The following is a 13509-nucleotide window of genomic DNA, read 5'->3' on the forward strand; positions in this document are numbered from 1 at the left end:
CCGTGGAGTCGCAGTCGTACGGCTTCGTATGACCGCGCGGTCATACGAAGCCGTATGACTGCGCGGTCAGGCGGAGTCTGTGGTGGCCTCCACGCCGGAGTCAAGACCCGTGGCACATGATGTTGTGGAATAACGTCGGTGATTGACGATCACTCGAACGAAACCGCACACTTTCTCACCAAAGGCATGGCTACGCGGTCAGCCCCCGGCCGGCTGCATCCTGGAAGCGGAACCAGGCCCCTGTTCCCCGCGGCCCCCTCTGCGGCGGGCCACGCCACCGCTACCCGCAGAGCGGCACGAGGGCAGGGGAGAGGATCCGCGATCATCCTCGTTCCGTGTGCCGACAAGGCGATACGGCTACCGTCCGTACCCCGGGCGCCGCACGGACCTCGTCAGGGGCTTCAACGCTGCCGGGCGGACGTGACGCGGACTCAGCATTCCTGTCGTGGCGTGGCTTCCTGACGAGCCGTCTCGGACGAGGCATACGGGCATCGGCACCCTGCCCGGCCGAATCGTCCGACTTCCAGAGAAGAGCCATGGTCATTCGGTGTCGTGGTCGAAGAGCGGCTGGTTGTCGTCGTGGAAGGGCAGCGGGTTGCGGTTCTGGGCGGACACGCTGCCCGCGAGACATCGGCCGGGTCGGCAGCGCCGCCGACCACCAGGGCCGGGTACGGATGTGGGACGTCGCCGGCCGGCGATGACGGAGTCAGGGCGGATGCCGTGTGGCCGGCCTGCGCGGGACCGAACATATGGTCCCGTTGTCGGCGTCGTGAGTCTTGAGGTCCCGCTTCGTTCGCTGCGGGGCCCGGCTGTGTGGGGCCGGCGGGCGTTCAGGGGGTTCGTTCGGCGAGGAGGGTGAGCTCGTCGAGGAAGGCCTCCGCCAGCAGTTCGGCGTCCTGGCTGCCCGAGTTGGTGGCGACGCTCAGCGTGTGACCCTGGGTGCAGCCGCCCAGCGCGAAGGTGACCGTGCCGGCCGGCGGCACCATGGGGACGACGGTGAGGCGACGCAACGGTCGTCCGGCCAGCGTCTGGCCCTGTTCGCGCAGGTGGACGTAGGAGCAGGCGGCCGGTGCGTACGCGGGAGCGAAGATCTTCCCGCCGGCCAGGGCCATGGTCGCCCCGGGCACCGCCGCGAGCGTGCCCTCGACCAGCTTCTCGGAGGTGCGCCGGGGCCGGGTGACCGGGGTCAGCAGACCGGTGCACGCGGTCAGCCGGGCCGCGGGGTCGGACAGGGTCACCGGCGCCGGCACGCGGACGTTGGCGAACGCGTTGCCGAGGAACTCACCGCAGTCGTCGGGGCGTTCGTCGACCGGGACCGACAGCCAGACCTGCCCCGGCTCCCGCCCCCTCTCCCTCCCCCGGCCCCGGCCCCGGTCGCCGCTGCGGCCCCGGTCACCGTCGGAGGCCGTCCCGGAGACGGGAGGGGCGGTTTCCGCGGCGGACAGGCAGGAGCGCAGAACGCCCGAGACCGCCGCCAGGAACACCTCGTTGGTGGTCGCCGTGCGGGCGGACGCGGCCTCGCGCGCGGCCCGCAGCAGGTCGGCGCGCAGCCGCACGACCGTGTAGGCCGGTTCCCGCGCCCCCCGGTGCGGCAGGGGGATCGCGCGTCCCGCGGTGAGCAGCCCCGGCGGGCCCCCCACGGTCCGGGCCGGCTGGACCGTCCTTCTCCGGGGCCCCGGCACGGCCAGGGAGGCGGCGCCGTCCAGCGGGCCGCCGTCGTCGAGCAGGGCCCGCAGCAGGGTCGTCAGCGAACGGCCGTCCAGCAGGCTGTGATGCATCCGGAAGAGGAGGGAGAACTCCCCCTCGGCGGAGAACGGCAGCAGGTGCAGGCTCCACGGCGGCCGGTCGGCGGGGAACGGCGTGTGGAACCACAGCCGCACGGCGTCCCGCAGGGTGCCGTCAGCGTCGTCGACCTGCCGGCCCAGGTCGTGGCCGTCCCGTCGTGCCCAGCGATGCCGGCCGGTCCACCAGGCGAGGCCCGTCCGGGGTCCGCCGGGGGCGACCAGGGTCTGGGTGAGCCGGGGCAGCGCCTTCCAGCGGTCGCCGACCAGCGCCCGCAGCTCGTCCGGCGTGGGCGCGACGCCCGTGAAGTCCAGGGCGATCCCGGCGTTCGGCGGGCCGAACGGCCAGCGGGCCATACCCTCTTCCATCAAGGGCAGATGCGATCCGGGCATGAGACTGCTCCTGTCGTGGGCGTCCCCGACGGGGGCCGGCCCCGCGCGGGTCCGGCCCCCGGAGGACGGGGGTCCTGTCCCTCCAACGGCCGATCCGGGCGGCGGTCACGTCCTGCGCGGCCCGCGGGTGTCAACGCGCGGCCGTGACGGCTCCCTGATGGGGTGACCCTGCAGCAGGTTTACGGACGCGGACCGTGTCGGAGCGCCTTTAATCGGGACTCCGCGTCCGCCGTCGGGCGCCCCGTCCACCGCCCCGGCCCCGCGCCGGACAGGAGTTGTCTGTCGTGCCTGGTCCTCAACCGCATCCCGCGCACATCGCCGTGTTCAACGTTCCGATGCACGGGCACGTCAATCCGACGCTGGGTGTCGTCGAGGAGCTCGTACGGCGGGGGCACCGGGTCACGTACGCCGTCACCGAGGAGTTCGTGCACCAGGTGAAGGCGGCCGGCGCCGAGCCCGTGCTCTACCCGGACGCGGGGGACGGCTCGGAGGCGCCGGAGGAGATGGGCGAGGGGTTCGCCAGGGTCGTCGACACCGCGCTGGCCTCCCTTCCCGTCCTGACCCGGGCGTTCGACCGGGACCGTCCGGACCTGGTGCTGTGCGACGTCTACGCCTTCGCCGGACTGCTGCTGGGGGCGAGCCGGCAGACGCCCGTCGTCGTGGCGTCCCCCACCCACCTGGCCTACGACGGCATCGTCCCCGAGTTCTTCGGCGTGCCCGGGCTGCCCCAGATCCCGGGCTTCGGGAAGCTGTCGGCCGCCTTCGCGGAACACGGGGTGGACAGTGCGCGGATCCTCGAGCTCGTGCACCCTGAGCACGCCGTCGCGTTCCTCCCCCGCGCCTTCCAGCGCAGGGCCGACACCGTCACGGCACGCAACGTGGCGTATGTCGGACCCGCGCTCGGGGATCGCTCCTACCAGGGCTCCTGGCAGCCCCCGCGGCCGGACCTGCCGGTCCTGCTGGTGTCGCTGGGCTCCCAGTTCACCCGGCGGCCGGACTTCTACCGGTCCTGCGTCCAGGCCTTCGCGGAACTGCCCTGGCAGGTGGTGATGTCCGTCGGCCACGCCGTCGCGCCGGACGAGCTGGGGCCCCTCCCGGACACCGTCGAAGTCCATCCGCACGTGCCCCAGCTGGCCGTGCTCGCCCACGCGGACGCCTTCGTCACCCACGCCGGGATGGGCGGCACGATGGAGGCGCTGCACTACGGCGTGCCTTTGGTGGCGGTGCCGCAGATGGCCGAGCAGCGGGTCAACGCCGCCAGGATCGAACAGCTCCGGCTCGGCGTCCATCTGCCGCGCGAGACCGTCACGCCCGAGGCGCTGCGCGAGGCCGTCCTGCGGGTGTCCTCCGACCGGGACGTCCGTACGGGCGTGGCGGACATGCGCCGGGAGATCACGCAGGCCGGAGGGGCGGGCGCCGCGGCCGATCTGATCGAGCGGGCCCTGTAGACCGCAGTCACCGGGGCCGCCAGCACGGAGCCGCCGCCGAGGCCCCACACTCGACCCTGTTCCGAGGAGCGAACCCTTGATCCACGCCCTGGCGTCCGACCTCCGCCGCACGAGCACCGCGGCGCGCCCGCCCCACGACGCGCCGGACCGCCGGCCGCACCTGTATCTCCGTCAGGTTCGCATGAGCGACCTGGACTCCATGCAGCATGTGAACAACGCACGGCTGCTCGAGATGATCCAGGACGCCCACATCGACCTGTTCTACCTGCGCCCCGGGCTGCCCGGACAGGAGATCCGCCCGCGGTTCGTGTACGCGCGCCACGAACTCGACTACACCGAGCCGCTCGTGCTGGAGCCCGAGCCCGTCACCATCGTCACCACCATCGGCGACCTGCGCCGCTCGTCCTTCCGGCTCACCAGCCGCGTCACCCGTGACGCACGGGTGTTCTGCACCTGCGTCAGCACGGCCGTCGCGTACGACCCCGACGCGCGCCGCTCGCGCCGCCTCGAGGAGGAGGAACTCGCCCTGGCGGCCCGCCACGCCACTCCGGAGCCGGGGCGCTGACCTCGGGTGCGCACCGGGCGGCGCCGGCGGCCTCAGCGCTCGATGCGGACCGGCTTCGTCACGCTCACCTGGTCGACCTCCGAGACCCGCACCGTCACCTTCATCTCCCAGTCTCCGGGAATGGGCAGGTTGACGGCCTCGGCGGCCCAGTAGCCGCCCCTGTCGGTGACCTTGGCGTCGAGAGGGCCGAGGTCCTGGTCCGGGAGGGTGAAGGAGATGCGCAGTTCCGGCACGCTGACGAAGCCGCCGTCGGGGCCGTAGACCACGGCCTGCAGGTTGTTGTCGCCGACCCGCCCCGGGTCGAGGGTGACCTGCGCCTTGCCCCGGACGCTGCTGACGCCGGGTGAGCCGAAGGCGAAGGGGACGTCGATCACGGAGGCCACGGGCAGTCCGACGCCCTGCCCGGCCGCCGCCTGGTCCGCCGCCTCGGCCGCCGCCCGGCCCGGCAGGGTGCCGGTGAGCACGGTCGTCAGGACGAGCACGACGACCGCGACGGCGACCTCGACCAGCACGGACCGGCGCAGCGACCGGCGCGGGTCGACCGGCTTGCAGGTGGCGGCCGAGGTGCGGGCGGGATCGGAGGCGCCGGCGGGGTCGGAGGTGTGGGCCGAGCGGGCGGGGGAGTCCTCGGCGGACGGTTCGTCGGCGGACGGTTCGTCGGCCGGGGGCGCGGCTTTCTCCCCGTTGCTGTCCGTCGGACGGCTGCCCGCGTCGTCGTCGGCCCGGGGCCGGTCCGTGTCGGCGTCAGCGACGGTGTCGGTTACGGCGTCGGTTACGGCCCGGTGAGCGGCGCGGTCCGCGTCGACGTAGGCAGCCACGGCCGCCCGTCCTCCCACCGGTTGCGGCACCCGGGCCTCCCTCTTCACGGTCGCCTCACTGACCGCATCCGCCTCGGTCGCCTCTGCTGCCGCGGTCGCCTCTGCCGCCTCGTTCCCCGGTGTCGTCGCCGCGCTCACCGCGTCGGCCGTCCTCGTCGCCGTCCTCGTCACCGCCGTCGCCGTCGCGTCGCGGACCGTTCGACGCGACCATGCCCCCGCCATCAGCAGGAGCGTCACCGCGGCGAGCTTCGCGAGCAGGACCCGGCCGTACGTCGTGTCCGTCAGCGCGGACGTGGAGCCGAGGCCGCGCCAGGACTGGTAGACGCCGGTGACCACCAGGACGACGACCGAGAGGCCGGCCGTCCGGGAGAAGCGGGTGACCACGTACGAGGGGACGGAGGCGCGGTGGAGCAGGATGAGGAGGGCCGTCAGACCGCCCAGCCAGGCCGCCATCGCCAGCAGGTGGAGCACCGAGGACGTCATCGCCGCCGGTACCTGGATGCCGGCCGACGCGTGCTCCGCGGCGGCCCAGGTCAGGGTCAGGGCCACCGCCAGCGCGCCGCCGGTCACCAGCGACGCGCGCGAGGGCCGCTCCCCCTGCGGAAGCGAGCGCTGCCGCAGGAGCAGCGCCGCGACCGCCGCCAGCAGGACGAGCCGCGCCACCAGGGCCAGGCCGGGACGGGTGCCCAGGGTGCGGGTCAGAGCCGAGGGGTCCAGGGCCTGCGCCGGGCCGGTGCCGGTCTCGTAGGGGGCGCGGAGCAGGAGCAGGAACACCGTCGATCCGGCGAGCGCCCACCAGCCGGCCAGCAGCAGCCTGCGCAGCGGGCGGACGTCCGGCGGGCCGCAGACGGCGACGAAGACGCCGGTGCCGACGAGAAGGGCGGCGGCGAGGTAGGCGACGTAGCGGCCGATGTTGAACAGACCGCTGGTGGCCGGGTCCTCCACCGAGGTGCTGGGCAGGACCGGCGGGACGGCGGACGGCTTGCCCACGGAGAAGGTGAACGCGCCGGCGATCGGGTGGCTGTCCTCGGACACCACGCGCCAGGCCACCGTGAACGTTCCGGTGCCGAGATTGCGGGGCAGGGTGACGCGCGCGGTGTCGGCGCGGCCGTCGGCGTGCCCCGCCCGGCCCGTCTTCACCCGCTGGTTGTCGGGGTCGAAGACCCGGAAGGAGTCGTCGAGCAGGCCCACCGACTCGGTGAAGGTGAGGGTGATCGAGCCGGGGGACGTCTTGACGACGCTTCCGTCCACCGGATCGGCGCCACGAAGGGCCGCGTGGGCCGAGGCCGGTCCGCTGCCGAGGCCGAGCAGGACGAGCACGGCGCCCACCAGCACCAGCCCCCGCAGCCGGAGTCGACGGCCGGCGAGCGGCCCACCACCGAACCTCCCAGCGCCGCCGAACCTCCCAGCGCCGCCGAACCGCCTGCGGCGGGAGCGGCCGAGAGGTCCGCCGCGGGTTCCGCCGTCGGGTCCGCCGCGGGTTACGCCGTGGGGTCCGGGGCCGGGCCCGTCGCCGTGCCGGCCCTGGGGTCGCCCGCCATCGCGCCCTTCGCTCACGTCACCGCTCCGTCTTGCTCGAGACTCGAGACCCACGTACTCCCGTACTGCGGATACGTACGCGTGCAAGGGCCATCCGGTTCACCGCGAGGCCTTACGGGGTGGGCGGGGCCGTCACGCGGGGAAGGCTACCTCCCGGCGCAGAAACGCCAGCTGGGCCTTCTTCTCGGGCAGATACACGTCCGGCAGGTCGATCTCGGGCAGGGTGACGACCGGGCCCGCCTCGAAGCCCTGCCGCAGGAAGCGGGCGATCGCCTTCTCGTTGCGCACGTCGGGGTCCACCACGACCCGCGCCCGGTCGAGGCCCAGCAGGACGTACGAGGCGAGCACACCCATCAGCGCCGACGACCAGCCGCTCCGCGCGCCCCGCGCGTCCGCCGGCGCGAGGAGCAGATGGATGCCGAGGTCGCCGGCGGCCACCTCGTAGCAGTCGCCCACCCGGTCCGCGGCCGGCTCGTAGGTCTGGAAGAGGGCGACCGGGACGTCGTCCAGCTCGACCAGGAACGCATGGTGGGTGTCGAGGCCGGCCATGTGCGCGTAGACGTCGGCGACCTGGTCCCGCGTCAGGCCGTTCATGCCCCAGAACGCGGCCCGCTCCTCGCGGACCCACCCGTGGACGACGTCCGCGTCGGCCTCCGCGTCGACGGGGCGGATGCCGACGACGCCGAACCCGCCGACCGTCTGCCGGTGCAGGTAGGGAGGCGCGGGGGCTTCGTGGGACACGGGGACGTCGTCAGGCGCGGGCACGGGTGCACCTTCGGGTGCCGAAGAGTCGTCCGCCGTCATTGAGCGGTCGTAGTCCATTACGGAACGGTCAGTCATGGTCGCTCTCCTTCTTCAGCTGCGCCCAGTCGGTGACGACGGGAGCCAGCTCGCCCTCGAGCCACAGGGGGAGCTGATCGTGGTGGTGGGGGTGTCCGGGGACGCCGGACGCGCCGTGCGGGACGACCCACAGGCTGTCCTCGCGCCGGGCCAGGTCCCATACGTAGCGGGCGGCCGGGCCGCGGGCGGCGAGGTCGGTCGCGCCGGGCACGGACGAGGTGCACAGCACGCAGTCGTGGTCGCCCGCCAGGGCCGGTCCCCGGTACGAGGGGTCGGGCAGGGCCCGCCAGGGGGCGAGGCGGTGGGTGTCGCCCCAGCGGGCGGCCGGCTGCCCGGCCGTCTCCTCGAGGGCCTCCCGCACCAGTCGCGGCCGGTCGACGCCGTACAACTCCTCGGCGCGCAGCAGGTGCTCGAGGGCGAATCCGATCCGCGGGAGCAGCGCCAGCCAGGGGAGGAGGACGTCCGGGTAGGCGGGCGGGGCCGTCAGGGCGGCGAAGGCCGGGTGCGCGGCGAGTCGGCGGACGACGGCGCCGCGCAGGGCCGCGTACCGGCCGGCGTCCTCGCTGTCGGCGTCCATCCGGCGGTCCCAGCGCAGCAGCCGCTCGCGCAGTGCGGCGGCCGGGCCGGTCAGGTCGTCGAGCGCGGACACGCAGTCCAGCAGTGGCTCGGCGGAGGCGAGACGGGTGTCCGTGTGGACGGCCCGCATGTCGGACGCGGACCAATGCCGCCGGCGTGCCAGCAGCGTCCGGATGCGGTCGGCACGGTGCGGCGCGGCGAACTCGACGCCCAGCCGTGCCGCCGGACCGCGCTGGTTGGCCATCACCGCGACGCCGTCGGTCAGTCCCGCGCGGGGCGTCTCGTGCCAGCCGGTCCACTCGTGGCCGGGCTCCCAGGCGGGCACGACGCGGGTGCCGTTGGCCGCGGCGCGGCGCGGCACCCGGCCCGCGACCCGGTGCAGCAGACCGCCCTCGGTGTCGGCGGCCTGCACGACGTTGACGGGCTCGACCCAGTGGTCGAAAGCCCGGTCCACGTCCGCGACCCGGCGGGCCCGCAGCAGCGGGAGCAGGGTCTGGAAGCCGAGGTCGGAGGTGACGCGGGGCGGATAGCGCAGGCTCACCGCGAGCGGAGGGGTGCCGGGGGCGCCGTCGGGGGTGCCGGGGGCTCGGTCCCGTGAGCCGAGGCCGCCAGGCGTTCCGGGGACTCCGGACGGTTCAGGAGTGCCGGGCACTTCAGGAGTGCCGAGAGCGCCGGGAGTGGCGGGAGCGCCGAGAGTGGCGGGAGCGCCAGGGGTGGCGGGAGCGTCGGAGGTGGCTGGGGTGGCGGGGGTGGCGTCGTCGAGGCCTTCCGGTCCTCCGGCGATCACCGGGCCCCGTTCGGTCTCGAGCACCTCCACCTCGACGGGCTCCTCCCCCGCCACCCGCACGAGTTCGATGTGCCGGGCCACCCGCCGCCAGCAGCCGTCCGGACCGAGCGCCTCGACGCCCGCACCTGTGCGGCGCAGGCGTTCGCGGTAGAGGTCCTGGTAGTCGGCCATGGCGTTGGTGATGGCCCAGGCGACCGTGCCGGTGTGCCCGAAGTGGGCGATGCCGGGGACGCCGGGGACCGCGAGTCCGACGACGTCGAACTCGTCGCAGGCCAGGCGGATCTGCTGATACACGCCGGGGTCCTCGACGAACCGGTGCGGGTCGCCGGCGATGACCGGCCGGCCGGTGACCGTGCGGTCGCCGCTCACCAGCCAGCCGTTGCTGCCGGAGGTGCCGGGCCCGTCCGTGGCGAACAGCCCGACCGCCTCGGGGCCGAGATGCCGGGCGGCCTCCTCGCGCCACAGCTTGGCGGGGAACCCGGCGAACAGGAGGTGCGTGGCCAGCCAGACGGCCAGCGGCGTCCAGGGTTCCCAGCGGCCGGGCTCGAGGCCGACACGCGCGAACTCGGGCGCGCGGCCGGCGCGGGACGTCTCCCGCAGGCCCTCGTTGACGCCGTCGACGTACGCGCGCGTCCAGTCGGCCGTCTCGGGGTCGCGCCCGGCCAGGTCGTCGAAGCAGCGTCGCGCCGTGTCGTCGAGGCGGGCGCGGCGCACGAGAAGGTCCCAGGAGAGGGCGTCGGGTCCGAGGAACGACGCCGAGGTGCCCCGCGCGCGGTGCCGTTCGACCTCGAGCTGCCAGGCGCGGTCCCGTGCGGTCACCAGTCCCTGGAGGCGGGCGAGCGATCGGGCGTCGTCGGCGCGCAGATGCGGGACGCCCCACGCGTCGCGGTAGATCTCGGTGGTCACCCTGCGCCCCAACTTTCCCATAAGGTTAGGCTTTCCTAAGTACTTGCGGCGGAATCGTACGTGAAGGGGGAAGAAGGAATGGCACTTGGGCGGGGCTGGGAGGGCGCGGTCCTCAAGTTGATGCGGGCGAAGGACTTCACCCTCACCGTGACGGCCGCGGAGGACGTCACCGGCGACTACCGCCGGCTGCAGCTGTCGGACGGCGGACTGCTCGCCTCGACCGGCGTCCACCCGACGATGTGGGTGCGGCTCTGGTTCGACAACGCGGGCCGGCCCCATCAGCGCGCCTACACGCTGGTCGACCCCGACCCGGTGGCCGGTGCCTTCAGCCTGGAGTTCGCCCTGCACGACGGTGCCGCCAGCGACTGGGCCCGGGCGGCGAAGCCCGGCGACACCATCGAGGCGACCGTCCAGGGCACCGGCTTCGCACCGCCCGCAGCGGCTCCCTCGCACGTCCTCGTCATCGGCGACCCGGCCTCGCTGCCCGCCATCAACTCGCTGCTCGGCGAGGGCGAGGGCGCGCTCGGCTCCGCACCGGCCACCGTCTGGTTCGAGGGCGAGGCGGACGGCCTGCCCTTCCGGACCGACCCCGCCCGCCACGAGATACGGCACGTGCCCCGCCGCGACGCCGGCGCGGAGCTGGTCGAGCGGGTCAGGGCCGAGCTGCCCGGACTGCTGCGGGCCACCCCCGATCCGTACGTCTGGATCGCCTGCGACACCCACACCACCAGGACACTGTCGGCGTACCTGCGCAAGGAGCTGGACGTCCCGAAGGAGCGGGTGCACGCCCTGGGGTACTGGCGCGCGGGCTGACCGCCCAGGTGGACATCCCAGGCGGACATCCCAGGCGGACACCCCGCGCGGGCTGACCGCCCAGGCGGGATCATCGACCCATGGACGTCACCCTTCACCTCTCCCAGGATCCCGAGGCCGACGAGCTCCTCGGGCGTTCACCGCTCGCCGCTCTGGTCGGGATGCTGCTGGACCAGCAGGTCCCGATGGAGTGGGCGTTCAAGGGTCCCCGGACGATCGCCGACCGGCTCGGCGCCGACGACCTGGACGCGCAGGACATCGCCGTCCGGGACCCGGAGGCCTTCGCCGCGCTGCTCTCCGACAAGCCGGCGGTGCACCGCTACCCCGGTTCCATGGCCAAGCGCATCCAGCAACTCTGCCAGTACCTCGTCGAGCACTACGACGGGGACGCGGCCGCCGTCTGGAAGGACGCCGGCACCGGCGAGGCGCTGCTCCAGCGCCTCGAGGAGCTGCCCGGCTTCGGCAGGCAGAAGGCACAGATCTTCCTCGCGCTGCTGGGCAAACAGCTCGGTGTACGGCCCACTGGCTGGCGGGAGGCGGCCGGCTCCTACGGGGAGCCGAAGTCCTTCCGGTCCGTCGCCGACATCACCGGCCCGGAGTCGCTGGACAAGGTCCGGGCGCACAAACAGGAGATGAAGGCGGCGGCGAAGGCCGCCAAGGCCGCGACCGGTAAGGCCGGGAAAGCGGGGAAAGCGGGGAAACAGGCCGAGAAACGGGAAACGACCGGCTGACCCCGGCCGCTGCTGCGGCCCCTGGCCGCGGCCCTGGACCTGGCCGTTGCCCCTGGCCTGGACCGGGCCCGTCGGTAACGCTTTCGTGCCCCCGCATCCCTGCTCCGAACAGGTGGTTCTCCCGCCCGGCGTGCTGAACGACGAGCGTGTCACGGGGAGATGACCTCCCATGACCACCGCACGAAGGCGCCCCGGCAGCCACACCTGGCTGCGCGTGCTCGTCGTGCTCCTCGCCGTGCTGGGCCCGGCCGCGCCTGCCCAGTTCGCCGAGTTCGCCGCGCCTCCGGCCGCCGCCTCGGAGACCCTCGAGTACGACGTCCCCGACACGCCGCTGCGCACGGCCTCCTGCTGTCACCGCCCCGCCACCCCGCCGCGGCCGGCCCCCCTCCCACCGGGCGGCCCGGCGCCCCGGCCGCTCTCCTCGCCGCCGCACCACCGCCCGCACCTCTTGACCGCCCTGCGCACGGTGGTTCTGCGCTGCTGACCGACGCCGTCCCCCGGACCCGTCAGCAAGCACTCCTGCACCCTGCGAGGAATCACCATGCCCACAGACCCGTACGCCGTGCTGCGCGCACTGCTCCGCGCGGAGGCCGCCCGCACCGCCCCCAAGCCCCCCGCCCGGCAACCGGCCCACCCGCAACAGCCCTTGAGGAAGCGGGAACGGTAGCGCTGACGGTTCCGGTAGCGGTTGCGGTTGCCGTTGCGGTTGCCGTTGCAGAGGTCATCGATGGGGGAGCCGGGTTCCGGGCCCCCTGGGACCCGGGAGGCGAGGCCGGGGCCCTGCAATGGCGAGGGACACGGACCCGGGGGCCCCGGGCAGACATTTCCCGTCCCACAGCAGGGCGCCGAGCTCGGGGGCGGGTCCGCTGAAGGCGTACCCGTCCGCGAGGTCACCGGCGCGCGTCGGCTCGCTCATCGGCAGCCCCTCGTCCCCATTTCCCCCCGTTCATCACGTCTTTTCCAGCGTCGTACTCCGCCTCCCTGGCTGCGCCCGGAACGTCGGGACCGGTAGGCTTTCCGTGTGATCTTCAAGCGCATCGGAAACGGCCGGCCGTACCCCGACCACGGCCGGGAAAGCACCCGGCAGTGGGCGGACGTCGCGCCGCGCCCGGTCCGCCTCGATCAGCTGGTGACCACCAAGCAGCAGCTCGACCTGGAAACCCTGCTCGCGGAGGACTCCACCTTCTACGGCGACCTGTTCGCGCACGTCGTGAAGTGGCAGGGTGACCTGTACCTGGAGGACGGACTGCACCGCGCGGTGCGGGCGGCGCTCCAGCAGCGACAGGTGCTGCACGCCCGCGTCCTCGAGCTGGACTGAGCCCCGCCGGGCCGTCGCCCGGACTTCCGCCAGACCTCGGCCGGGCCCTCACAGGACCTTGCCCGGACGTGGCCGGACCTCCGTCAGGCTTCTCCGGGCCGCCGTCGGGCTTGGCCGGACCTCCGTCGAGGCCCGGACGAGGCCTCGGGCTGCCTCCGGATTGACCCTTTCGGGTTCTTTCTCGTGCCCCGCGAGGTGTCCGATGATCGTTTATTAGTCACGGCCGCCCGGGCGCACTACGCTGCGCCCATGAGCATGCTGACTCCCCCCGGCATGGGCGGCAAATACCGGATCACGGGGGACAAATACCCCCGCATGCGTCCCCATCGTCGACGCGGCCGGCTTGCCGTCGTGGTCGTCGCCTGTGGCGCCGTGCTCGGCGTGGCCGGCTGGGGCACCCTGCAGCTCATCGACGTCTTCACGGGCGGCGGGGGCACCGCCACGGCGGCGGACGGCTGCCCGAAGAACAAGACCAAGGCGGGACTCGCGGCCTCCCCCTCCGCCTCCGCGTCCGCTGCGACGAGCGGCGGCACGGGTACGGGTACGGGCACGGCAGCCGGAGCGGGTGCGGGACCGGGCGCGGTGCCCAAGCCCGCGCAGATCACGGTGAACGTCTTCAACGCCACCACCCGCAGCGGCCTCGCGAAGACGACCGCGGACGAGCTGAAGAGACGCGGCTTCAAGATCGGCGAGGTGGGCAACGCCGCCAAGCAGTACGACAAGAAGGTCACCGGGACCGGGATGCTGCTCGGCCCCGCGTCCTCGCTCAACACCTCGCTGCCGGTCCTCGCGACGCAGCTCGGCACCGCCGAGCGCCGCACCGACGCCGCCCGCAAGGGCACGGCGGTCGATCTGATCATCGGCAACGGCTTCAAGGCGCTCACCGGCCGTGCGGAGGCGACCAAGGCCCTGGCGGCGCTGGCCGCCCCGCACCCGACGGCAGGCGCCACCACGAAGAAGGGCTGCTGACGGCCGGCTCACCGACCGTCAGCGC

At 73.8% G+C, this 13509-nt stretch carries 12 protein-coding genes; 8 read left to right on the forward strand and 4 right to left on the reverse strand.

What is annotated here, in order from left to right:
• Nucleotides 1-830 precede the first annotated feature (830 nt).
• Nucleotides 831-2174 (reverse strand): wax ester/triacylglycerol synthase domain-containing protein, encoded by a 1344-nt coding sequence (locus C6376_RS08635; RefSeq protein ID WP_159083185.1) that lies wholly within the window; start codon nucleotides 2172-2174, stop codon nucleotides 831-833.
• A gap of 284 nt (nucleotides 2175-2458) precedes the next feature.
• On the opposite strand from C6376_RS08635, the gene C6376_RS08640 reads away from it, so the two are divergent.
• Both C6376_RS08640 and C6376_RS08645 read left to right on the forward strand, forming a co-directional pair.
• Entirely contained in the window at nucleotides 2459-3622 is a 1164-nt protein-coding gene (locus C6376_RS08640; protein WP_254075881.1) for a macrolide family glycosyltransferase, read from the forward strand.
• 76 nt (nucleotides 3623-3698) lie between these two features.
• A complete protein-coding gene (locus tag C6376_RS08645) occupies nucleotides 3699-4187 on the forward strand; it encodes a thioesterase family protein (RefSeq protein ID WP_107442877.1) in 489 nt (162 codons plus the stop codon).
• A 32-nt stretch (nucleotides 4188-4219) separates the two neighbouring features.
• Here the strand turns inward: C6376_RS08645 and C6376_RS08650 are convergent, their stop codons facing one another.
• The 3 genes from C6376_RS08650 to C6376_RS08660 form a co-directional block, all read right to left on the reverse strand.
• Complete coding sequence (locus C6376_RS08650) at nucleotides 4220-6340, reverse strand: copper resistance CopC/CopD family protein (protein ID WP_107442878.1); 2121 nt, start codon at nucleotides 6338-6340, stop codon at nucleotides 4220-4222.
• Nucleotides 6341-6676: 336 nt separating this feature from the next.
• Nucleotides 6677-7384: a GNAT family N-acetyltransferase gene (locus tag C6376_RS08655; RefSeq protein WP_254075882.1), complete on the reverse strand. Its 708-nt coding sequence runs from the start codon at nucleotides 7382-7384 to the stop codon at nucleotides 6677-6679.
• Nucleotides 7377-9653, reverse strand: a complete 2277-nt coding sequence (locus C6376_RS08660; protein WP_107442880.1) for a penicillin acylase family protein — start codon at nucleotides 9651-9653, stop codon at nucleotides 7377-7379. The genes C6376_RS08655 and C6376_RS08660 overlap by 8 nt, the downstream gene beginning before the upstream one ends.
• 78 nt (nucleotides 9654-9731) lie before the next feature.
• Between C6376_RS08660 and C6376_RS08665 the strand changes: the two genes are divergently transcribed.
• The 6 genes from C6376_RS08665 (at nucleotide 9732) to C6376_RS08690 (ending at nucleotide 13484) form a co-directional block, all read left to right on the forward strand.
• Nucleotides 9732-10466: a siderophore-interacting protein gene (locus tag C6376_RS08665; protein ID WP_107442882.1), complete on the forward strand. Its 735-nt coding sequence runs from the start codon at nucleotides 9732-9734 to the stop codon at nucleotides 10464-10466.
• An 80-nt stretch (nucleotides 10467-10546) separates the two neighbouring features.
• Nucleotides 10547-11197, forward strand: a complete 651-nt coding sequence (locus C6376_RS08670; RefSeq protein WP_107442883.1) for an HhH-GPD-type base excision DNA repair protein — start codon at nucleotides 10547-10549, stop codon at nucleotides 11195-11197.
• A 169-nt stretch (nucleotides 11198-11366) separates the two neighbouring features.
• Nucleotides 11367-11681 (forward strand): hypothetical protein, encoded by a 315-nt coding sequence (locus C6376_RS08675; protein ID WP_107442885.1) that lies wholly within the window; start codon nucleotides 11367-11369, stop codon nucleotides 11679-11681.
• 57 nt (nucleotides 11682-11738) lie between these two features.
• Complete coding sequence (locus tag C6376_RS46100; RefSeq protein ID WP_301554691.1) at nucleotides 11739-11864, forward strand: hypothetical protein; 126 nt, start codon at nucleotides 11739-11741, stop codon at nucleotides 11862-11864.
• Between the two features lie 354 nt (nucleotides 11865-12218).
• Nucleotides 12219-12515, forward strand: a complete 297-nt coding sequence (locus C6376_RS08685; RefSeq protein WP_004943146.1) for a type II toxin-antitoxin system VapB family antitoxin — start codon at nucleotides 12219-12221, stop codon at nucleotides 12513-12515.
• A gap of 273 nt (nucleotides 12516-12788) precedes the next feature.
• The gene (locus C6376_RS08690; RefSeq protein ID WP_107442891.1) at nucleotides 12789-13484 is read left to right on the forward strand and encodes a LytR C-terminal domain-containing protein; all 696 of its coding nucleotides are present in this window, start codon (nucleotides 12789-12791) and stop codon (nucleotides 13482-13484) included.
• Nucleotides 13485-13509: the final 25 nt, after the last annotated feature.

It is taken from the genome of Streptomyces sp. P3 (assembly GCF_003032475.1).
Classification (GTDB): domain Bacteria; phylum Actinomycetota; class Actinomycetes; order Streptomycetales; family Streptomycetaceae; genus Streptomyces.

What these genes read in the sequence shown, in the direction of transcription:
- C6376_RS08635 (WP_159083185.1), bottom strand. Translation starts at nt 2,174, where the DNA reads ATGCCCGGATCGCATCTGCCCTTGATGGAAGAGGGTATGGCCCGCTGG.
- C6376_RS08665 (WP_107442882.1), top strand. Translation starts at nt 9,732, where the DNA reads ATGGCACTTGGGCGGGGCTGGGAGGGCGCGGTCCTCAAGTTGATGCGG.
- C6376_RS08655 (WP_254075882.1), bottom strand. Translation starts at nt 7,384, where the DNA reads ATGACTGACCGTTCCGTAATGGACTACGACCGCTCAATGACGGCGGAC.
- C6376_RS08675 (WP_107442885.1), top strand. Translation starts at nt 11,367, where the DNA reads ATGACCACCGCACGAAGGCGCCCCGGCAGCCACACCTGGCTGCGCGTG.
- C6376_RS08690 (WP_107442891.1), top strand. Translation starts at nt 12,789, where the DNA reads ATGGGCGGCAAATACCGGATCACGGGGGACAAATACCCCCGCATGCGT.
- C6376_RS08670 (WP_107442883.1), top strand. Translation starts at nt 10,547, where the DNA reads ATGGACGTCACCCTTCACCTCTCCCAGGATCCCGAGGCCGACGAGCTC.
- C6376_RS46100 (WP_301554691.1), top strand. Translation starts at nt 11,739, where the DNA reads ATGCCCACAGACCCGTACGCCGTGCTGCGCGCACTGCTCCGCGCGGAG.